At 68.9% G+C, this 20,410-nt stretch carries 17 protein-coding genes; 7 read left to right on the plus strand and 10 right to left on the minus strand.

What is annotated here, in order from left to right; translation table 11 throughout:
- Positions 1-45 precede the first annotated feature (45 nt).
- The 4 genes from G9C85_RS12870 to G9C85_RS12885 all read left to right on the plus strand — a co-directional run bounded on the left by G9C85_RS12870 (position 46) and on the right by G9C85_RS12885 (position 3,934).
- Positions 46-951, plus strand: coding sequence for an AEC family transporter (locus G9C85_RS12870; RefSeq protein WP_166040554.1), 906 nt, complete (start codon positions 46-48; stop codon positions 949-951).
- Positions 952-1,102: 151 nt separating this feature from the next.
- Entirely contained in the window at positions 1,103-2,173 is a 1,071-nt protein-coding gene (gene dctP, locus G9C85_RS12875) for a TRAP transporter substrate-binding protein DctP (RefSeq protein WP_166040556.1), read from the plus strand.
- Between the two features lie 3 nt (positions 2,174-2,176).
- On the plus strand, positions 2,177-2,653 hold the full coding sequence (locus G9C85_RS12880; protein WP_166040559.1) for a TRAP transporter small permease: 477 nt from the start codon (positions 2,177-2,179) through the stop codon (positions 2,651-2,653).
- Positions 2,654-3,934 carry a TRAP transporter large permease gene (locus G9C85_RS12885; RefSeq protein WP_166040561.1) on the plus strand — a complete coding sequence of 427 codons (1,281 nt, stop codon included), beginning with the start codon at positions 2,654-2,656 and terminating at the stop codon, positions 3,932-3,934.
- A 15-nt stretch (positions 3,935-3,949) separates the two neighbouring features.
- Here the strand turns inward: G9C85_RS12885 and G9C85_RS12890 are convergent, their stop codons facing one another.
- Both G9C85_RS12890 and G9C85_RS12895 read right to left on the minus strand, forming a co-directional pair.
- Complete coding sequence (locus G9C85_RS12890) at positions 3,950-4,381, minus strand: VOC family protein (RefSeq protein ID WP_166040563.1); 432 nt, start codon at positions 4,379-4,381, stop codon at positions 3,950-3,952.
- Positions 4,382-4,481: 100 nt separating this feature from the next.
- Positions 4,482-5,279: a hypothetical protein gene (locus G9C85_RS12895; protein WP_166040565.1), complete on the minus strand. Its 798-nt coding sequence runs from the start codon at positions 5,277-5,279 to the stop codon at positions 4,482-4,484.
- 105 nt (positions 5,280-5,384) lie between these two features.
- On the opposite strand from G9C85_RS12895, the gene G9C85_RS12900 reads away from it, so the two are divergent.
- The 3 genes from G9C85_RS12900 (at position 5,385) to G9C85_RS12910 (ending at position 8,811) form a co-directional block, all read left to right on the plus strand.
- Positions 5,385-6,683, plus strand: coding sequence for a dihydrolipoamide acetyltransferase family protein (locus tag G9C85_RS12900; RefSeq protein ID WP_166040567.1), 1,299 nt, complete (start codon positions 5,385-5,387; stop codon positions 6,681-6,683).
- Positions 6,684-6,769: 86 nt separating this feature from the next.
- Positions 6,770-7,819, plus strand: a complete 1,050-nt coding sequence (locus G9C85_RS12905) for a thiamine pyrophosphate-dependent dehydrogenase E1 component subunit alpha (protein WP_166040568.1) — start codon at positions 6,770-6,772, stop codon at positions 7,817-7,819.
- Positions 7,816-8,811: an alpha-ketoacid dehydrogenase subunit beta gene (locus tag G9C85_RS12910; protein WP_166040569.1), complete on the plus strand. Its 996-nt coding sequence runs from the start codon at positions 7,816-7,818 to the stop codon at positions 8,809-8,811. Before G9C85_RS12905 ends, G9C85_RS12910 begins: the two co-directional genes overlap by 4 nt.
- A 59-nt stretch (positions 8,812-8,870) precedes the next feature.
- On the opposite strand, the gene G9C85_RS12915 is transcribed toward G9C85_RS12910, so the two are convergent.
- From G9C85_RS12915 to G9C85_RS12950, 8 genes are all read right to left on the minus strand, one after another.
- On the minus strand, positions 8,871-10,151 hold the full coding sequence (locus G9C85_RS12915; protein WP_166040571.1) for an aminoacyl--tRNA ligase-related protein: 1,281 nt from the start codon (positions 10,149-10,151) through the stop codon (positions 8,871-8,873).
- 460 nt (positions 10,152-10,611) lie between these two features.
- Positions 10,612-11,556 (minus strand): thiazole biosynthesis protein, encoded by a 945-nt coding sequence (locus G9C85_RS12920; protein WP_166040573.1) that lies wholly within the window; start codon positions 11,554-11,556, stop codon positions 10,612-10,614.
- 117 nt (positions 11,557-11,673) lie between these two features.
- Positions 11,674-12,237 (minus strand): hypothetical protein, encoded by a 564-nt coding sequence (locus G9C85_RS12925; protein ID WP_166040575.1) that lies wholly within the window; start codon positions 12,235-12,237, stop codon positions 11,674-11,676.
- An 88-nt stretch (positions 12,238-12,325) separates the two neighbouring features.
- Positions 12,326-13,075 (minus strand): 4-phosphopantoate--beta-alanine ligase, encoded by a 750-nt coding sequence (locus G9C85_RS12930; RefSeq protein ID WP_166040577.1) that lies wholly within the window; start codon positions 13,073-13,075, stop codon positions 12,326-12,328.
- Positions 13,076-13,203: 128 nt separating this feature from the next.
- Positions 13,204-16,014, minus strand: coding sequence for a DUF1508 domain-containing protein (locus G9C85_RS12935; protein WP_166040579.1), 2,811 nt, complete (start codon positions 16,012-16,014; stop codon positions 13,204-13,206).
- 168 nt (positions 16,015-16,182) lie between these two features.
- A complete protein-coding gene (locus G9C85_RS12940) occupies positions 16,183-17,010 on the minus strand; it encodes a pantoate kinase (protein ID WP_166040581.1) in 828 nt (275 codons plus the stop codon).
- 239 nt (positions 17,011-17,249) lie between these two features.
- Positions 17,250-18,560: an aspartate--tRNA(Asn) ligase gene (aspS, locus tag G9C85_RS12945; protein ID WP_166040583.1), complete on the minus strand. Its 1,311-nt coding sequence runs from the start codon at positions 18,558-18,560 to the stop codon at positions 17,250-17,252.
- A gap of 1,044 nt (positions 18,561-19,604) precedes the next feature.
- The gene (locus tag G9C85_RS12950; protein ID WP_166040584.1) at positions 19,605-20,306 is read right to left on the minus strand and encodes a phosphoglycerol geranylgeranyltransferase; all 702 of its coding nucleotides are present in this window, start codon (positions 20,304-20,306) and stop codon (positions 19,605-19,607) included.
- Positions 20,307-20,410: the final 104 nt, after the last annotated feature.

A 20,410-nucleotide genomic window follows, 5' to 3' on the forward strand; every position in this document is an offset into this window, starting at 1 on the left:
TACCCGAAGGCAAAGAGTGAAAGACCGGAGTCGACTCGTGAGTGTATGGACCTCGCGGGGCGCTTCGCGTACATGTTCCTCTTGGTCGCCGTCGGGCTCGGCGCCCGCCGTCTCGGGGTGCTCACGGGCTCGCGGAACGAGCGCCTGGGGCAACTGGCGTTCTACGTCTTCCTCCCGGCGCTCATCTTCGTCTCGACGTACGACGAGGACCTGGCGGAACTGCTCTCGGTGGAGCTCGTCGCGGGGATGCTCGCCGTCATCGCCGTCCTCGTCGCGCTCTCGTGGTCGACGAACCGCCGCGGCCCCGACGACGTCCGCAGCGTCGCGCTCGTCCAGTCCTACCACAGCAACTTCGGGTACTTCGGCGTCCCCGTCGTCGCGGCGACGCTCGGGTCGACGGCGGCGGCGACCGCGAGCGTCATCTTCGGGCTCGGCGCGGTGATTCAAATCCCGTTGACGGTCCTCGTGCTCGTGACGATCAACGACACCGAGGCGGCCGTCGGCCACGAGGTCCGGAGCGTCGTCACCAACCCGATTCTGTTGACGCTCGCGGTGAGTCTCTGCTTCGCGACGCTCGGCCTGTCCGTCCCGAGTCCCGTCGTCGGCGGTCTCGAACGCGTGTCGACGCTCGCGCTCCCCGTCGCGCTCGTCGCCGTCGGTGGCTCGCTCACGCCCGCGGACCACGACGTCTCGCTCGGGTCGACGGCCACGGTCGTCGGACTGAAGGTCCTCGTGATGCCGCTCGTCGCGTGGCTGGTGTTCTCCGGCCTCGGGACCGGAGTGCTGACGCGCAACGCCGCCGTCGTCATGTTCGGCGCCCCGACCGCCGTCTCGACGTACGTGTACGCCACCGAACTCGGCGGTGACACGGAGTTCGCTTCGATGAACGTCTTCGTGACGACGCTCGCGTCCATCATCTCGCTGTTCGTCGTCCTCCAGTTCCTCACGTAGCGACCGCCCGTGCGGACGGTCGACGACGCGCCGTGGACGACCCGTCGTTGACGACACGTCGAAACCGACGCCCCCACGTCCCGTGGTTTTCCGTCCCCTTGTTTGCTGCCGTGAACACTAACTATATACTGTTACAAATTTTGTTCATGGTATGGCAAGACAGGACGACGGAGGGGCAGCCGACCGGCGCACGTTCATCAAGGCGGGGGCAGCGGTAACCGGAGTCGGGGCGCTCTCCGGTTGTCTCGGGTCGCTCACCGGTGGCGGCACGACGACGCTCCAGGTGAACTCTCCGGCCGCCGAGGGGTCGGTGCACGGCGACGCGGGCGCATGGATCGGCGACATCGTCTCCGAGGAGACCGGGGGCGAAGTCGAGATCGAGGCGTTCCGGAACAGCGAACTCGGTGGACAGATCGAGTCCATCGAGAACGTCTCCTCGGGGTCGCTCGACATGTACGTGATTCCCTACGCACTCACGGGGACCCAGTACAAGCCCGCGCAAGTGTTCGACGCACCGTACCTCTACGACCCGGAGAACCCCTACGAGGACATCTACGAGAAGACCGACCCGCAGGAGAACGACGTCGCGAAGCAAGTCGTCGATGACCTCGTCTCCGAGACGAACATCCGCTCGCTGGGGTCCGTCGTCCAGGGAACGCGACGCTGCACGCTCAACGTGGCCGACGGCGACGAACCGCCGGTGAACCCGAGCGAACTGTCGAACTACAAGATGCGGGCGGTCCCCATCGGCGTGTACGAGCAAGCGCTGAAGGGACTGGGCGCGGAGACCACGAACATCGACTTCTCCGAGGTCCCGCAGGCGCTCGCGACCGGGTCCATTCAGGGCCAGGAGAACCCCTACAACATCATCCGGTCCTCGGGCATCTGGGAGAACCAGAACACCGTCCTCGAGACCGACCACCAGAACACGCCGCTCGCCATCATCATCAACGAGGACGTGTTCCAGGGCCTGACCGACGAGCAACAACAGATCTTCTACGACGCAGTCCGAGAGGTCCAGCCGAAGGCGACGGAGACCCTGAACTCGAACCTCGAGGATCACCGGGAGTTCATGCGGGACAACGGCCTGGAGATCGTCTCGCCGGAGGACCTCGAGATGGACAAGTTCCGGTCGGCGGCCCGCCAGCGCATCCGAGACCAGTTCCCGGACCTCATCGAGACCATCGAGGACCTCCACGGAAACGGCTACCCCGCCGAATAACGGATGGAGCGGCTTCAACCGTATCTGGAGCGCGGTTCCAGAGCACTCTACGCGGCGTCGGCGGTCTGCCTCCTCGTCATCGTCGTGCTGATGGTGGCTCGGATCGCGTCGCGGAATCTGAGCCTGGGGTTGGGTGGCGTACAGATACTGGCACAGCTGTTCGAGGTATGGTTGACGTTCCTCGTCGTCGGGGCGCTCGCGTACACGCACGACCACATCGAGATCGAGTACCTCTCCGATCGACTCCCGGAGCGCTGGGTGCCGATCCACGAGATCGCGGTGACGCTCGTGTCGCTGTTCGCGGCGGTACTCGTCCTCGTCGGCGCGATCCTGGCGATGGACTCGTTCTGGAACTCGACGGCGCCGACGATCGACATCCCGATCCCGCTGTACTACCTCGCGCCCATCGTCGGCATGGGGTTCCTGGTCGTGGTGTACCTCGATCGGCTCCACGAGAGCGTCACGGAGGTGCTCGCGTAGATGGGGATGCTCGGCGTCGTCGTCATCGCGCTGTTCCTCGCGCTCGCACTGATGCGAGTGCCCGTGTGGATCGCGTTGCTCGTTCCGGCAGCGCTCTACACGCTCCTCATGGGGCGGCCGATCGTGTTCCCGGCGACGAACATGGTGCGGGCGCTCGACTCGTTCACGTTGCTCGCGATTCCGCTGTTCATCTACGTCGGGTCGCTGATGAACCACGGCGAGGTGACGGAGAAGATATTCGACTTCGCGGACAGCATCGTCGGGCACTACACCGGCGGGATGGCGCAGGTCAACATCGTCACGAGCCTCATCTTCTCGGGCATCTCGGGGTCGGCGCTCGCGGACATCGGGGGCGTCGGTCGCGTCCTCATCGAGTCGATGGAGGACGCGGACTACGACAGCGACTTCTCGGCGGCGCTCACGAGCGCGTCCGCGACCGTCGGACCGATCTTCCCGCCGTCGATCCCGCTCATCCTCTACGGCATCATCGCGGAGGTGTCCGTGCTCTCGCTCCTGCTCGCGGGCGCGCTGCCGGCGGCGTTGACGGTCATGTTCCTCATGGTCGGGACGATGGTCATCGCGAAACATCGCGGATTCCCGAAGAACGACGACCGCGCTTCGCTGAAGGAGATCGTTCGGTCGTTCGCGCTCGCGTTCCCGGCGCTGTTCACGCCGGTCGTCCTCATCTGGGGGATGCTGACCGGCCTGTTCAGTCCGACGGAGGCCGCGGGCGTGACGGTCGCGTACATCCTCGTCATCAACACGTTCGTCTACCGGATCACGGACTTCAAGTACATCTGGAAGGCGGCGCTCGAGACGGCGGAGACGACGGGGACGATCGTCATCATCCTCGCCGCCGCGAACGTCTTCAGTTTCGTGCTGTCCGTCGAGAACATCGACACGGTGTTCGCGGAGACGATGTTCGCGGTGTCGACGAACCCCGTCGTGGTGTTGATCCTCGTGAACATCGTCCTGCTCGTGCTCGGGCTGTTCCTGGATCCGATCGCGGCGCTCGTGATGATGACGCCGATCGTCGTGCCGACGCTCGTCGAGGTCGGCGTCGACCCGGTCCACATCGGCGTGATCATGGTGTTCAACCTGATGCTCGGGCTGTTGACGCCACCGCTCGGGCTGTCCGTCTACCTCTCCGCGGACATCGCGGACCAGCCGGTCGCGAACGTGTTCAGGGAGACGAAGCCGTTCTACGTCATCCTGCTCGCGGCGCTCCTCGTCATCACGTACTACCCGCCCCTGACGCTGGGGATACTCGAGTTCGCGTGAGGCGGCGGCCGGCCGTTAGCTGAACGCCTCGATTCGTTCTTCGGGCGTCCGATCGTCCTCGACCAGTTGGATGGGGACGACGGTGTCGTCGCTCTCGACGATGGCGACCTCCCAGTCGAATCCCTCCTGGGGGTCGTCGCTCGCGAAGTCGACGCCGAGTGCGCGGAGCGCGGTCATGCGCTCACGGATGTCGTCGACCTCGAAGGCGATGTGGAAGAAGCCGTCGCCGTGCTCGCGCCAGTGCTCGTACACCCAGCCGCGTTCGGTCGTCGGCGTGATGAGTTCGACGAGCGACTCGCCGACGGGGAACAGGACGACTTCGAGTTCGAAGTCGCCGGTCATCTCGTGGCGGGCGAGCGGGTCGAGGTCGAACCGGTCTTCGAACGTGGCGGTCGCTTCGGCGAGGTCGTCGACGAGGAACGCGACGTGATGGATGCGCTGGAACACGACCGTGCTTCGATGGCGACCACGTTAACGCCCCGGGTGGCGGCGACGGGGTACGGCGGAGCGGCGTCGCGGGATGTCCTCCGTCTGCCGAGTCGAGCCGTCAGCGTCCCTCGCGGACGAGGTGGGCGAACTCGCGACAGGAGTGCCCGGGTTCGACGCCGAGTGCTCGCGCCGGGTGGTTCGCGGCGCTCACGACGCCGGTCTCCCACGTGGAGCGGGCGTCGCCGATTCGTGCGCTGTCGTGCGCGACGGTGACCGCGGGAATCCCCCGGTCCGCGAGGACGGGGAGGCGGCTCGTGCCGGCGTCGTCTTTGCCGCCGCCGGCGTCGTTGAACGCGACGGCGCCGACGTCGCCCTGGATGTAGGACGTTCGTTCGCCGGTGAGGCGAGCGCCGTGACTGCCGGTGATGGCGACGACGCCGGCGTCGTCGGGGCGGATCAGCGACAGGGAGTCCATCCCCAGGACGGGCGGGTCGCCGTCGTCGAGCTCGTACCGACCGGATCCCGGACTGGGAACGGTGCCGGGTTCGGGGGCGTCCCGGAGCTGTTCGACGCAGTCGAGGACGTCCTGGCCGACGTCGCAGCCGAGGGCTCGAGCGGTCTCGTTGACGCGACTGACGCGTCCCGAGGCGACCGCGTCGAGTCCGTCGCCGATGCGTGCGGTGTCGTGGTCGACGGCGACGGCGGCGCAGTCGACGGCCGCGAGCATCGGGAGGGAGCCGATGCCGGCGTCGTCCTTGCCGACGCCGGCGTCGTTGAGGACGACCGCGGTCGCGCCGTTCGCGACCGCGAGGTAGCCGGCGTACCGGCCGGCGTGGCTGGCGGCGACCACGACGCCGGTCGCGTCGTCGTCGAGTTGCGTGATGCTGTCGAGGACGCGGACGTCGGTGAGCGCCATCTCGATGCCTGCACTCGTCGGCGACGACATAGGTATGTGCGAGCAGGGAACACCGGCCGGTTCACGAAACGATATGGGGGACCCCTGCATCGGTCGTGGTAACTGATGTCGTACGTCGTACGGATGCCGAAGCTCGGCGTCGAGATGGAGACGGGGGTCGTGATCGCGTGGCACGCGGACGTGGGCGAGGCGGTCTCGGTGGACGACGTCGTCGCCGAGATCGAGTCCGAGAAGTCGGTCGCGGAGGTCACGGCGCGCGAGAACGGCGTCCTCAGGCGCGTGTACCTCGACGTCGAGGACGAGGCGCCACCCGGCGCACCGATGGGGATCGTCGCGGGCGCGGACGAGGACGTCTCGGACCTCGAGGCGACCGTCGAGGCCGAACTCGGCGACGACGCAGCGACGGGCGGCGGTGCTGCTGGCGGCGAGGCTACTGCTGGCGGCGAGGCTACTGCTGGCGACGCCGGGGAGACGGGTGCGGTCGCTGCAGGGACGGGTTCGGACGCTGGAGAGACGGGTGCGGACGCTGGAGACGCAGGGACGAGTGCCGCGGGCGGGGGGACGTCCGGCGGTGCGGTCGCCGCGACGACGCCGGACGGGACGGTGAAGGCGACGCCGAAGGCGAAGCGTCGCGCTCGAGAGCTCGACGTCGACGTCGCGACCGTGGAGGGGACCGGCGCCGAGGACAGCGTCACCGCGAGCGACGTCGAGCGCGCCGCGAGCGCGAGCGACGGGGCCCGGACGGTCCGCGAGACCCGCGAGTTCACGGGGATGCGCCGGACCATCGCGGACCGCCTCGGGCAGAGCTACCGCGAGGCCGTCCACGTCACCGTCGACCGCGAGGTCGACGTCGAGCCCGTGTTCGCGGCCGCGGACGAGGCGGACGTCTCGATCACGGACGTCGTCCTCGAGGGCGTCTCCGAGACGCTCTCGGCGCACCCCGAGTTCAACGCGACGTTCGACGCGGACGCGGAGACGCACACGCTCTACGAGGAGCACAACCTCGGCGTCGCAGTAGACGTGGAGGATGGGCTCGTGACGCCAGTGCTCTCGGACGTCGGTTCGAAGTCGCTCGCGGAGATCTCGACGGCGCGCTCGGCGCTGACAGAGCGCGTCCTCGCGGACGAGTACACGGCCGCGGACCTCGACGGCGGGACGTTCACCGTGTCGAACCTCGGCGTGTTCGGCAGCGACTCGTTCACGCCGATCATCAACCCGCCGGAGGTCGCGATCCTCGGCGTCAACCGCGTCACGGAACGAGCCGTCCAGACGGACAGCGGCATCGAGTTCCGCCGGCACGTCACGTTCAGCCTGACGTTCGACCACCGCGTCGTCGACGGTGCCGACGCGGCCCGCTTCCTGACGACGCTCGACGAACGCCTCGACGACCCGCTCGCCGACTGACCGATTCCGTGGCGCGAGACGGCCGCGAACCACCGGCAAGCGAACCTTTTTACTCCGATGCCCCAACGGAATTGGTATCTACTGACATGCCAGAAATTGACATCGGGTCGCCCGACGGGCGCCGGGAGGCACTCCGGACGATGCTCCTCGTCCGGGAGTTCGAGAACCGCGTCCGCGACCGGTTCGCCGACAACGAGATACCGGGGTTCGTCCACCTCTCGCAGGGCCAGGAGGCCGTCGCCGCGGGCGCGTGCGGCGCACTCGCGGACGACGACTACATCACGAGCACTCACCGCGCGCACGGCCACAGCCTCGCGAAGGGCCTGGAACCCGACCGGTTGCTCGCCGAACTGTACGGGAAGGAGGCCGGCTACTGCGGCGGTCGCGGCGGGTCGATGCACGTCTCCGACCTCGAGCGGGGGATGCTGGGCGCGCAACCCATCGTCGGCGCGAGCGTCCCGCTCGGCACCGGCGCCGGCATCACGGCCCAGCTCGAGGACGCGGACTGGTGCGCGGTCGCGTTCTGCGGCGACGGCTCCGTCGCCGCCGGCCAGGTCCACGAGGGCATCAACCTCGCCGCCACCTGGGAGCTCCCCGTCGTGTACGTGATCGAGAACAACCAGTACTCGGAGGGCATGGTGTTCGACGAACAGCACAACGTCGAGGACCTCGCCGACATGGCGGCGTCGTACGGCATCCCGGGCGAGATCGTCGACGGCCAGGACGTCGAGGCGGTCCACGAGACGGTGTCCGCCGCACGCGAGCGCGCGCTTGCCGGCGAGGGCCCGACGCTCGTCGAGGCGAAGACGTACCGCTACCGTGGGCACTTCGAGGGCGACGAGGAACCGTACCGGAGCCAGGAGGAGGTCGAGGAGTGGATCGCAGAGCGCGACCCGATCGAGAACTACGCCGAGGTGCTCGCGGAGCGCGGCGAACTCTCCATAGACGAGCTCGAGGCGATGCGCGCGGACGTCGAGGCGACCATGGACGCGGCCGTCCAGTTCGCGCGGGACGCCGACGAGCCCGCGCCCGAGGACGCCTACGACGACGTCTTCGTCGACCCCGCACCGGACGTGGAGCGGTTCCGGGAGCGGATGGAGACCGACGGCGGCCAGGACGGAGGTGCGGGCCGATGAGTTCCGGGGCGCTCTCGGACCAGGAGACTGAGACGGTCAGCATCCGTGACGCGATCCGGGACGGCATCCGCGAGGAGATGCTCGCCGACGACCGCGTGTTCATCATGGGCCAGGACGAGGAGGACGGCGGGTCGTTCGAGGTGACGGCGGGCCTCCACGACGAGTTCGGGTTCGACCGCGTCCGGAACACGCCCATCAGCGAGGCCGCGCAGGTCGGGGCGGGCGTCGGGGCCGCCGCCACCGGTATGCGGCCGCTCGTCAACCTCAGCTTCTCGGACTTCATCGGCGTCTGCTTCGATCAGGTGATGAATCAGGCCGGGAAGACCCGATACATGTTCGGCGGGGCGAGCGAGGTCCCGCTGACGGTGCGCGCGATCGAGGGCGCGGGCCTGAACGCGGCCGCCCAGCACTCGGGGACCGTGCACTCGCTCGTCGCGCACCTCCCCGGGATCAAGGCGGTCGCCCCCGGGACGCCAGCCGCGGCGAAGGGACTGATGAAGAGTGCCATCCGCTCGGACGACCCCGTGGTGTACTTCGAGAACAAGACCATCTACGAGCGACGCGGTCCCGTGCCGACCGACGAGGACTTCACCGTCCCGATCGGTGAGGCGAGCGTCGAACGGGCTGGCGAGGACGTCACGGTCGTCGCCACCCAGCGACTGCTCGGCGAGGCGAACGCTGCCGCACGGGACCTCGAGGACGTCAGCGTGGAGGTGATCGACCCGCGGTCGCTCTACCCGCTCGACACCGACACGCTCGCGGAGAGCCTCAAGAAGACCGGTCGCCTCGTCGTCGCCGACGAGAGCCCGCTGTCCTACGGTCTGCACGCGGAGATCGTGACGCGCGTCGTCGAGGACGCGTTCTGGCACCTCGACGCGCCCGTCCAGCGCGTCGGTGTCCCGGACACGCCGATCCCGTTCTCGCCGTCCCAGGAGGACGAGGTGGTGCCGGACGCCGACGACGTCGGGCGCGCCATCCAGCGGACGATCTGACGCGTCCGCGACGACGCCAGCCCGCGAGTCCGGCGAGGCGTCGGCGAGCGCTGGCGCGTTCAGTCCCGGAGTTCCGCGACGGCGGTGTCGAGGTCTCGGTACCGCGTGTCGCCGTCCCTCGTCTCGAGTTCGACTTCGCCGGTGTCGACGTAGTGGTTGCCGAGGACGACCTTCGTGGGGACGCCGAGGAGGTCGCTCTCCGCGAACCGTTCGCCGATGGTCTGGTCGGCGTCGTCGAAGAGGAGGACGTCCACGCCTGCGGTCTCGAGTTCGTCGTGCACGCGGTCGGCGGCCGCGCGGACGTCGCCGTCGTAGCTGAGGGGGACGACGGCGACGTCGTAGGGCGCGACCGTGCCGGCGTCGGTGACGGGCCAGCGACAGCCGTCCGCGTCGGCGTGCTGGGCGAGCAGCGTCTGGAGGACGCGCGTGACGCCGATGCCGTAGCTCCCCATTTCGACTGCCTGGGATTCGCCGTCGCCGTCGTCGACGGCGAGGTCCATCGCGTCGGCGTACCGCGTGCCGAGCTGGAAGACGTGCCCGACCTCGACGCCGTCGGTCGCGGCGAGCGCTCCGCCGCAGGTGGGGCATTCTTCGATGCCATCACCGTCCTCGCGGCGATACGCGCCGAACTCGGGGTGCTCGTCGGTGACGCCGAACCGGCAGTCCGCATTCGTGAAGGACACGAGCGCGCACGAGCCGTCGTGGACGGGCGCGACGAACTCCTCGCTCGCGGACCCGCCCATGATGGAGTTGTCGGCGTCGCAGATCGCGACGTCGAGCCCGAGCGCGTCGAAGATCCGCTCGTACGCTCCGCGGACGCGGTCGTAGGTCTCCCGGAGGCCGCTCTCGGTCGCGTGCAGGCTGTAGGCGTCCTTCATCGTGAACTCCTTCGTCCGCAAGAGACCGTTGCGGGCGTGGTCGTCGCGGTGCTTGGACTCGACCTGGTACAGGAGGAGGGGGAGGTCGTCGTACGACCGGACGTGGCCGTCGACGAGGTGGACGACGCCCTCCTCGTGACTGGGTGCGAGGCACATGTCGGCGCCGTCGCGGTTCTCGAGCGCGAACATCTCGCCCTCGAAGCTCCCCCAGCGTCCGCTCTCGTCCCAGCGGTCGCGGTAGTTGAGCTGGGGAAGGCTCACGCGCTGGCCGCCGATCGCGTCCATCGCCGCGGCGACGACGTCGATCACCTTCCGGCGGACGCGCTCGCCGGTGGGCGCGAACCCGTACAGGCCGCTCCCGTACTGGCGGACGAGCCCGGCCCGCACCGCGAGCCGGACGTCCTCGCGGACCTCACCGCGGTCCTCGCGGCTCGTCGCGAGGAACGCATCGCTACGACGCATCCTCCTCACCTCCGAGGACGGCGGACGTTCGACCGACGTCGGTCTCGCCACTGCGATAGCGAACGCTGGTCACCGATACGACTGTCCAGAACAGCAGGTTCTCAGTGCGTTCGCGGAACCCAGCCGCGAGCCGCGCCGGGCTCGCGGTTGCCACCGCAAACGCTCAGTGTTCGGCACATTGCACTCGCCAGTGGAGCTCGCGGCCCAAGTACGTGTCGGTTGCATGTCACGCAGTCACGAGGCAGGTGCCCGAGGGCCGACGCGGACGCGTGGGCAGTGCGGTCGACGGTCGCGGTGCGGGCGGGTGTGGTCGCGGTGCGGTCAGGTGCGGTCGCGGTCCGGTGGCGTCCATCGCACCTACCGCGAGCGCCCCGTCGGGGCGCTCGCGGCCTTTTTTCGCCCACGTTTTTGCAAGCGGGGGTGGCCCTCCGGGCCACCCTCCGTAGCAAAAAGGTGGTGGTTAGTCGTCGTCGGTGGCGGGCGCGACCGCCGACTCGCTGCCGTCGAGTTCGATCTCGGGGGCGTCGACGTCGAGTTCGTCGAGTGCGACCTCGGCGGCTTTCTTCCCGGAGACGAGCATGGCGCCGAACGTCGGGCCCATGCGCGGGAGGCCGTAGGCGGTGGCGACGGCCATGCCGGAGGCGACGAGGCCGTCGTGGACGAGACCGGTGTGTTCGACGACTTGGTCTTCGCTCTGGCCGACCCACATCGAGTCGTGGCCGGGCGAGTCGTGGCCGGGGGCGCCGTAGGAGTCGTCGCCACTCGAGTCCATGACCTGCCCGCGCTCGTTCGCCGCCTCGATGCCGGGGGCGTCGAGGACGCCGCGCTCGTCGAGCTTGTTGATCGCCATGGCGTCGTGGCCGGTGGAGTCGATGACGAGGTCGGCCTCGACCGCGACGGGGTCGACGCACGTGATCTCGCGCGGGAGGGCGTGGACGGGCGTGTAGTTCATGACGATGCCGGCGACGCGGTGGTCCTCGCGGACGACGATGTCCGTGAACTCCGTCATGTTCTGGATCTTCGCGCCGGCGTCACAGGTGGCTTTGATGAGCGAGGACGCGGCGTGCGGGCCGTTGGCGACGAAGAGGTCGTCGGTGTCGCGGGCGGCGTCGTAGGGGACGTCGAGCTCGTCGAAGACCTTCTGGGCGGGGTCGCGGACGGTGACCTTGTTCATGAGGAAGCCGCCGAGCCAGAACCCGCCGCCGAGGTAGTTGTTCTTCTCGACGACCATCACGTCGACGTCGCGCTCGGCGAGCTCCTTCGCGGCCATGAGCCCGGACGGGCCGCCGCCGACGACGATCACGTCGGTGTCAGAATAGTCGAGGAACTCGTCGCTCCACTCCTGACCGATGGCCTGCGTCACCTGTGCTTCGCCGACGTCGCTGAACGAGTCGAAGTCCTTCATACCACCTAGTGATATCTTCGAGTGGTAGTTAGTGGTTTCGGTACGGCCGTCGCTGTCGGCGGAGCGAGGAACGGAGGGGCGCGGCCAGTGGTCGGGCGTCGCTGCCAGACGCTCGGTTCACTCGACGCTCCTGATGGCGTCGAGGAGTTCGCGCCGGTAGCGTCCGGACTCGACGTCGACGCCGCCGACGCCTCGCGTGAGGTACGCGCCGCCGGCGAGCGAGACGTCGCCGTCGGCGTGCCAGACGCCCAGCCAGCCCTCGCAATCGACGCGTGCGCCATCGACGGGTACCGTCGCGTCGAACTGGCGGAGCGCGACGCGAACGCCCTCGGCCGTCCGCGTCCGGTCCCGTCGCCCGCGGGACACTCGCTCGAACCCGCGGTCGCGGAGGTCCGACGCGAACGCGCGCTCCGCGGCCTCGCGGATCGTCGGGAACACGGCCGCGACGGCCGCGCCCGGCGGCAGCGGCGGGTCGAACGCGAGGTGCGTCGCGAACGCGAACCGGACCGGCTGGTCGACCGCGCCGTCGGTCGCCGCCCGCACCGACGCCCGGAGCGCTGCGTCCTCGTACACGATCGTGTGCCCACGGACGCGCATCGTCGGGAGCGAGAACACCACCGACTCCTCGTCGCTCAGTTCGCGCCAGTCGCTGGCGAGCGAGAGCGTCGGCCGCCTCGGCATACGCCCGCGTGTAGGTCAGCAACCGTCAAAACGATGTGCCCCCTCGTCCCCGTCAGTTTCGTCGTCGCCTCAGTCCCCCTCGCTCCGGTCAGTCCCAGTCGCCGCGCCGGATTCGTCGCTCCGCGTCTTCGAGCGCGGCTTCGCGGTCGAACGACTCGACGATCTCGCGCAGTTCGGCGTCGGTCGCGTCCGCCAGGTCGCGCGCGTGCCGCGTGATATTCGGGATCGCCCTGAGGACGTTGTCGACGATGGGAACCGTCGCGGTCTGCGGCGAGCGACTCATCGGGTTCAGGTCGATGACGATCTCGGTCTTCCCCATCGCGGCCAGCGCCTCCGCGCGGTCGCCGTCCTCCAGGGGGACGACGACGACGTCCGCGTCGTGGATGCCGTCCGCGTCCACCTTCGCTCGCTCGTGGGAGAGCCCCGGGATGCGCGCGTCCGCGTTCAGTCCCTTCACGTCCTCGGCGCCGTGCTCGCGGAGGTGGTCCGCGATCGCTTCCATCCGCTCCGCGGTGCGGTTGAAGAGGTTCACCTCGAGGTCCGCGTCCACCGCCTCCGCCAGCTCCACGAGTTCGTCCGGACACAGCGCCGCGACGTTCCCGTTCACGGACAGCACCGGGTGCTCGGCGAGCAGGAGGTGCGCGGACGCCGCCCGCTCGGCCGCGTCCGCCGACGGCGTCGTCTCCTCCCCCAGCAGGTAGTCGAACGCCTCCCCGCGGCCCTGCGCGATGAGCCCCTGCTGGCTCGTGATGCCCTTCGCCACCCCCTCCTCGATCCGGTGGCGCGTCAACAGCGACTCGTACCGCGGATGGTCCTCCGGGACCTCGACCTCGCTCATGGCACGCACTCGGCGACCGGTGCGTGAAAAAATACCGGAACCGACGCGTCGCGGCGGCGGGACCGACACCGCACGTCGAACCTGCCGCCGGCGTCGGATCAGACTCGTTACCGCTCGGACCCGTGGAGTCAGACTCGCTGGCGCTCGGCGAAGTTCACCCAGCCGTCCGGCGCGGTCTCCTTCACCGTGTTCATGGCTTCGCGAGCCGCGACGCGCGTGTCGTAGACGCGCGTGCTCGTCGCCATCGAATCGCCGTTGTCGTCGACGAGCTTCCACCGCCAGCCGTCCTCGGCCGCGTGTAGCTCGAACGCCGCGGAGTCGATCTCGAGGATGCTCGCACCCCCGATGAGGTCGCGGACGTCCGCCAGCGCGTCTCGCGCTGCACGCTCGCTCGGGTAGGACTCCGCGCCCTCCGTGACGACCGTCCGGCCGTCGTCCAGCAGCCGCCAGCGCCACGACGGTGCCTCGCCCTCGCTCTCGGGGTACACCTCGAAGCTCGCCACGCCGAAGTCGACCTCGCCCGCCTCCGGCGCGAGCCGCTGCACGCGCTCGACGCGGTCGAGGACCTCCGAGCTCGACCGTCGAGCGGCCTGCCCGGTCGCGAGCGACGCTCGCTCGGCCGACTGGAGCTCCCACTGCCAGCCGTCGTCGTCCCGCGTCACCCAGATCGCGGCGTCCTCCACGAACACCGGCGCGTCCGCCGCGTTCGACTGGAGGTTCGCGACGACGTCCCTGGCGGCGTCCTCGGTCTCGTAGGACGCCTCGCTGTCCGCGAGCACGTCCCGGTTCCGATCGAGGAGCCGGAACCGCCACTCGTCGGTCTCCTGGAGCTGCACGGACAGCTCGCCGATCGTGAACAGCGACGCCACCGTCGCGTCCTCGCGGAGCTCCTCGACGGACCGATGCAGGTCGTCGCGCGTCGAGTGCGCGTCCGCCGAGGCCGCGACGGTGCGGTTCTCCGGGAGCACGAACCGCCAGCGCCAGTCGTCGCCGTCCGTGTACGTCTGGAACGCCGCGGTCTCCATCGTCCGGATCTCCGCGTGGAGGTCCGACGTCAACGCGTTCATCGCCTCTCGTGCGCCCGAGCGCGAGTCGTGGACGTGCGGGTCCGCCGCGATGAGCTTCCCGGCCTCGTCGATGAGTCGCCACGCCCAGCCGTCCGCGTCGTCGTCGCGGAAGATCTCGAACGCGGCCGTGTCGATCTCGATGATGTCGGCGTCCGGCGCCTTCTCCTTCAGCGTGAACATCGCCTCGGTCGCTTCGCCGCGCGAGTCGTGCTCCGCGCCCGAGTCCGCCATCACCGCGCCGTCCTCGTCGATGAGCCGCCACCGCCACTCGCCGCTGTCGGCCTCGTACACCTGGAACGCGGCCTCCTCGAACTCGATGAGGTCCGCCTCCGCGGCCTGACTCCGGACGCGCTCGATGCCCTCGCGCGCCGCCTCGTCGCTCTCGTGCGCTTCCGTGCTGTCTGCGACTACCGACCGGTCCTGCGTGACCAGACGCCAGTGCCACTCCTCGCCGTCGGGGTACGTCTCGTACGCCGCCCCGTCGACCTCGACGACGTCCGCCTCGGCCGCACCCGACTGCAGAGCGCGCGCGCCTCGCTCCGCGCTCGCGCGGTCGGCGAGCGGTTCGTGGTGGCGCGCGATGACGTCGTCGGCGTCGTCGACGAGCCGCCACTGCCAGTCGTCGCCGTCGTCGAACACCTCGTACGTCGGGTTGCCGGCGACCGTCGTCGACGCGTCCTCGAGGTCCGAGAGCACGCGCTCGACGGCCGCTTCGGCGGACCGCCGGCCGTCGTACGCGGTCCGCGAACTCACGAGCTCGCGCTGGTCCGAGTCGAGGATGCGCCACCGCCAGCCGTCGCCGGCCTCGTGGAGTTCCACACCGTAGGATTCGAGGACGATCGTACGGCCGTCGGCGAGCAGGTCGCCGGCGTGCTCGGCCTGGTCGACCGCCGACGAGCGACTGTTCGCGGCGGCGACGCCCGAGGCGAGCGCGCGTCGTTCGTCGTCGAGGAGCTCCCAGTGCCAGCCGTCGTCGTCCTGGTGGTAGTTGAACGCCGCCCCCTCGATGTCGACTATCTCCGCGGTCGGCGCGCGGTCCTTGAGGAAGCTGACGTCGTCCTCCGCGCCGTCGCGCGCGTCGAACTCCGCCTGGCTCTCGGCGACGACGCCGCCGTCGTCGCGCATCAGGAGCCACCGCCAGCCGTCCTCTGCGCTCTCGTACAGGCGGAACGCGGCGGTCGTGATCTCCAGCAGGCGCGCGTTCCCGATCTGTTCCTTGAGGTCGTCGATGGCGTCCTCGGCGTCCGGTCGCGTTCGAGCGCTCCCGGTCGCGCTCGCCATCGCTTCCTCGTGGACGACGTTCCACGTCCAGTCGCCGTAGTCGTCGCGGTGGACGGCGAACATCGCGTCCTCCTCGGCCTCGCCGAGCATGATCGGCGGATGCTCGTCGATCCCCTCGGCCTCGACGAGCATCGCGCGTTCGCCCGTGAGGACGGGGACGAGTCCGGTGATGCCCGCGAGGATCCCGCACCCGACGGCGTACACGGCCATCACGGTCGGTTCGCCCTGGGCTGGCGTCCACTCGCCGGGGTACGCCTGCAGGAAGAGGACGACGCCACCGAGCGCGACGGCGAGCCCGACGACGCTCGCCTGGATGCCGCGGCGACGAACCGGGAGCAAGAGGACGATTCCGAACAGCGCGATGGCGAGCCCGAACGCCGACACCGAGAACGATATCTCCCTGAGGAGGAAGTTCGTCGTGCTCCGGGACTGTGCCGGCCCGAGGATGTAGACGACCACCCCGAGCATCCCCGAGAGGTACCCCACGATGAACACCCAGTACCCGTAGACGTCCTTCGCCGAATCCGCGTCCCCGACGTACTGCTCGTACAGCCGGAACAACCCACTTTCAACGCTACGAATTCCAGACATTGACTAACACACTTGGCCAAAACAACTATTAGGATAAGAATATTCGGATACCCATCGCTACTGGTTATTTCTCGATTCGTACAGGTTCGACGACGTCTGCATCAGATTTCGTTACCACCCGACTAGCAGGACGACCAGCCGTCGCGAGAATCGGTCGCTGTCGCCCGGTCAGCGGAGGGTCGCACCCGCGGGATGCGTGCGCGTCACGACCGGATCGTAGCCCGCGTCCGACAGCCCGGTCCCGAGCGCGAACACCGTGTCGCCGAGCATCGCCATCGCCGCCTCCCCGTCCACGTCGTTCACGTCCAGGATCGCCTCCCGGACGTCGTCCGTCAACAGTCCGGCCTCGCGCGCGAACGCTCGCGAGGCGTACACGAACGACCGGAGCGTCGGCTCGCCGACGACGCGAGACAGCGCGGTCTTCCCCGCCTCACTCAACTTGGTCGTGTTCCCCGCGAGCACATCCTCCGTCGACAGCTCGCCGAACGAGACGTACTCGACGCGCGCCTGCGCCGGAATCGCGTCCAGGAGATTGTGCTGTGGCCCACCCGGCTCCAGCCGGATCGGGACGCCGCCCTTCGCCTGCGCCACCACGTCCCCAAGCCCCGTCCCCGACTGGACCTCCGCACCGTGCGCGATCGTCACCAGCTCGTTCTCCGACAGCCGCCGGTCGAACGCGCGGTTCGCCGCCAGCGCCGCCCCGAGCGCCATCGCACCCGACACCCCGAACCCCGCACCCAGCGGCAACTCCGTCTCCGCCGACACCGTCGCCTCCACCTCCAACGCATCCAGCACGCGTCCCACCGGCTCCACGTCGATCGAGCTATCGTTCAAGTAGACCGCGGTCTCCTCGCTCGCCCGAACCGTCACGTCCACGCCCGCCGCGAGCGTCACGCCAGCCCCACGCGACCCCGCCACCGTCGGATCCTCGTCCGGGTGCGAACTGAAAAAACCCGTCACGTGCCCCGGCACGAACGCCGTCGCTTCATCGCTCATACCACCGAACACTCCTGCGTGGTTTAATGACTTATCGTCTCGCGGCCGACCACGACCGCCTCGCGAACCACCCACGCCGCGACGCCAGAACCAACCGACCGCAACCACTCAAAATCACGTCTCGCTTGCTCGCCAGGTCCTCGCCCTTACGGGCTCAGAGGCTGGCGATCTCGCGGGAATCCGCTCACTCCGTTTCACTCCGCTCGCTATTCCCACGCTCCAGAACAGCGCCCTTCGCCCTACGGGCTCAGGCGCTGTCTGTCGCGCGGGAACAACACAGCCTCACGAATGTTACCCAGGCCGAGCATCGTCATGACGAGACGCTCCCCGCCCAGGCCCCAGCCGGCGTGCGGCGGCATGCCGTACTTGAACATCTTCGTGTAGTACTCGAACTCCTCGGGGTCCAGGCCCTGCTGCTCGAACCCTTCGACGAGCGCGTCGTACCGATGCTCGCGCTGGCCGCCCGAGACGAGCTCCATCGTCGGATGCATGAGGTCGAACCCCGTCGACGTCTCCGCGTCGTCGTCGTAGTCCTTGATGTAGAACGGCTTGATCTCGCTCGGCCAATCCATCACGAAGTAGTGCTCGCCGATCTCGTCGCCGAGCACGTGCTCGGCCTCCGTCGACAGGTCGTCGCCGTACACGAGTCGCTCGTCGAGCTCGCCCGTCGCGTTCACGCGGTCCAGCGCCTCCTCGTACGTCAGTCGCGGGAACCCGCCCTCGGGCACCGCGAAGGAATCCTGCATGTCGAGCGCCGCCAGCTGCTCCTGGCAGTTCTCGCTGACGGCCTCGTACGCCGCGACGACGATGCCCTCGACGACGTCCATCGCGTCCTCGTGGTCGCAGAATGCGCCCTCGAAGTCGATGCTCGTCGCCTCGTTCAGGTGCCGGGGCGTGTTGTGCTCTTCCGCGCGGAAGATCGGGCCGATCTCGAACACGCGCTCCAGACCACTGCCCGCCATCAGCTGCTTGAACAGCTGCGGGCTCTGGTTCATGAACGCCTCCTCGCCGAAGTACGACACCGGGAACAGCTCCGTCCCGCCTTCGGTGCCAGTAGCGACGATCTTCGGCGTGTTGATCTCCGTACAGCCGACCGACCGGAAGTACTCGCGCGCCGCCCGCATGACTTCCGCGCGAATCTCGAAGATCGCCTTCGTCTCCGGCTTCCGGAGGTCGAGCGTGCGGTTGTCCAGGCGCGTCGGCAACTCCGCGTCCACCTTCCCCGACGGATCGAGCGGCAACTCGGTGTCCGCCGGCGCAACCAGCTCGAACGACTCCGGGACGAGCTCGACGTCCGTCGGCGCCCGCGGCTCCTCCTTCACGTCACCAGAGAACGACACCACGCTCTCCCGAGCCACGTCCAGCGCACTCTCGACGAGTTCCTCGTCCATCTCGTCCTTCTCGATCTTCACCTGGAGCTTCCCGGTCTTGTCGCGAACGATGAGGAACGCGATCCCACCGAGGTCCCGGACCTCGTGCACCCAGCCCGCGATCGTCGCCGACTCGCCGGGCGTCACGTCCGCCGCATACGTACGGTTCTCGAAACTCATACCTACCCGTTCCCGAGGCGTCCAAATAAAGACAGTCTTTCGTCCGCGTGCTGGGTTTTCTCACACTGACTCCCGGTTCGAGCCAACCGACCACGCACACGACCCGCTCCTCCACCGTCTCTACTAGGAGAGTGCCCGCCACAACGACCGAACAGAACGCCCCCGCACGCTCGACCCGCTCGTTCATCGTATATCCTTCGAGCCCGACCCCCACGACGACCGACCAGAACGCCCCCGCGCGCTGGACCCGCTCCTTCACCGTATATCCTTCGAGCTCGACCCCCCACGACGACCGACCAGAACGCCCCCGCACGCTCGACCCGCCGGGACCGCACCTGCGCTCCTCGGCGTCGCTCCGCTCGCCTGCGGTGCTTGATGGGTCCGGGCGGGACCGACCGCGCGGCCCCGTTCAGTCCCACCCGACCGCAACCGCCACGTAGCCTCGTCCTCCCCAGCCGATTCCTCCCTCACTTCGTTCGGTCGTCATCCCTCGCACGGTTTCGACGCAGACGCACTCGTCTTCACTCGTGCGTCTGCGACACCGCGCGCCAGCCGGCCGACGAACGGTCCATTCGACCCACCAATCCGGCCGCGAGCGGCGCGCGAAGCGTCGCGCGAGCGCGCTGCGAGCAGGGGGAGGGCAGGTCGCGGCGCGGTCGCGGTTGCGGCGCGGTCGCGGTTGCGGCGCGGTCGCGGTTGCGGTGCGGTCGCGGTTGCGGTGCGGTCGCGGTTGCGTCGAGGTCGCGGTGGGTGGGACTGAAAGGGGCGGCGCGCTCGGGCGGCCTCGCGACGCAAGCACCGCAGCGAAGCGAGGAGCGCAGCGAGCGCGGGCGGTCGAGCGCGGCGGGGCTTTCTGGGCGGTCGCGGTTCGGTGCGTGGTGGTCTTCGCAGGAGACGAACTGAATCACGCCGAGCTGCGTGGTGAGGAGCGCGGCGGGGCTTTCTGCGTGGTCGCAGTCCCGAACGCGGTCGTCGCGAGTCCAGTCGGTACGGGTCGAGAACTGCCGGCGGGAGAATCGAGCGCGAATCCCGCGAGAACGCGGCCTAGGCGTCCTTTGCGCCGTTGACGGTTTCGGTGACGGCGTCGACGCCCTGGTCGTGGACGAGGTCGCCGACGACGACGACGTCGGCGTGTTCGCCCATGAGGTTCGCGGACTCGTAGTCGTGGATGCCGCCGCCGTAGAACAGCGTCGCGTCCTCGAGCGCGTCCCCCGCGGCCGCGACCTTCTCGGGGTCGCCGAGCGTCCCCGAGTACTCGACGTACACGACGTCCTGGCCGAACATCTGCTCGGCGACTTCCGCGTACGCCGCGACGTCGTCCGCGGCCAGGTCGCAGTCCGCGTCCGTATACTCCGCCACGCTCGCCTCGGGATTCATCACGATGTAGGCCTCCGTCGTCGTCCGCTCCCAGTCCAGGCCGTTCTCGATCCGCACCCACTCCTTGTGCGCGCCCGTCACCCAGAACACGTCCCCCGCGTTGAACACGACCGGCACGAGGTAGCCGTCGAGCACCGGCGAATCCACCACCACGCTCGGGTTCGACGGCTCCTGGTAGACGGGGAGGTCGTACTCGGCCGCCCGCTCGATGAACGACACCATCTTCTCCTCGGTCATCCCGAGCGTCCCACCGATCTCCAGCGCGTCGGTCCCACACGCCGCCACGTCGGCGAACGTCTCGTCCTCGTACAGCTCCTTGTCCGGGTCCAACTTCAGGACGTGATCCCAGTCCGCCCACGGCTCGCTCATACCCCCAGAACCCCGGCGCGAGGGTAAAGCACCTTCGGTAGATGGACAGGTGACGTACCCCGAGTGGGTCGTCGATTTTTCTGGTGTCGCCTTCGTGCCGTGCG

This window comes from Halorubellus sp. JP-L1, from assembly GCF_011440375.1.
In the GTDB taxonomy this organism is placed as follows: Archaea; Halobacteriota; Halobacteria; order Halobacteriales; family Natrialbaceae; genus Halorubellus.

Coding starts and splice junctions, on each gene's coding strand:
- G9C85_RS12935 (WP_166040579.1), bottom strand. CDS start 16,014: ATGTCTGGAATTCGTAGCGTTGAAAGTGGGTTGTTCCGGCTGTACGAG.
- dctP (WP_166040556.1), top strand. CDS start 1,103: ATGGCAAGACAGGACGACGGAGGGGCAGCCGACCGGCGCACGTTCATC.
- G9C85_RS12940 (WP_166040581.1), bottom strand. CDS start 17,010: ATGAGCGATGAAGCGACGGCGTTCGTGCCGGGGCACGTGACGGGTTTT.
- G9C85_RS12895 (WP_166040565.1), bottom strand. CDS start 5,279: ATGGCGCTCACCGACGTCCGCGTCCTCGACAGCATCACGCAACTCGAC.
- G9C85_RS12885 (WP_166040561.1), top strand. CDS start 2,654: ATGGGGATGCTCGGCGTCGTCGTCATCGCGCTGTTCCTCGCGCTCGCA.
- G9C85_RS12930 (WP_166040577.1), bottom strand. CDS start 13,075: ATGAGCGAGGTCGAGGTCCCGGAGGACCATCCGCGGTACGAGTCGCTG.
- G9C85_RS12950 (WP_166040584.1), bottom strand. CDS start 20,306: ATGAGCGAGCCGTGGGCGGACTGGGATCACGTCCTGAAGTTGGACCCG.
- G9C85_RS12920 (WP_166040573.1), bottom strand. CDS start 11,556: ATGAAGGACTTCGACTCGTTCAGCGACGTCGGCGAAGCACAGGTGACG.
- G9C85_RS12925 (WP_166040575.1), bottom strand. CDS start 12,237: ATGCCGAGGCGGCCGACGCTCTCGCTCGCCAGCGACTGGCGCGAACTG.
- G9C85_RS12870 (WP_166040554.1), top strand. CDS start 46: ATGGACCTCGCGGGGCGCTTCGCGTACATGTTCCTCTTGGTCGCCGTC.
- G9C85_RS12880 (WP_166040559.1), top strand. CDS start 2,177: ATGGAGCGGCTTCAACCGTATCTGGAGCGCGGTTCCAGAGCACTCTAC.
- G9C85_RS12910 (WP_166040569.1), top strand. CDS start 7,816: ATGAGTTCCGGGGCGCTCTCGGACCAGGAGACTGAGACGGTCAGCATC.
- aspS (WP_166040583.1), bottom strand. CDS start 18,560: ATGAGTTTCGAGAACCGTACGTATGCGGCGGACGTGACGCCCGGCGAG.
- G9C85_RS12905 (WP_166040568.1), top strand. CDS start 6,770: ATGCCAGAAATTGACATCGGGTCGCCCGACGGGCGCCGGGAGGCACTC.
- G9C85_RS12900 (WP_166040567.1), top strand. CDS start 5,385: ATGTCGTACGTCGTACGGATGCCGAAGCTCGGCGTCGAGATGGAGACG.
- G9C85_RS12915 (WP_166040571.1), bottom strand. CDS start 10,151: ATGCGTCGTAGCGATGCGTTCCTCGCGACGAGCCGCGAGGACCGCGGT.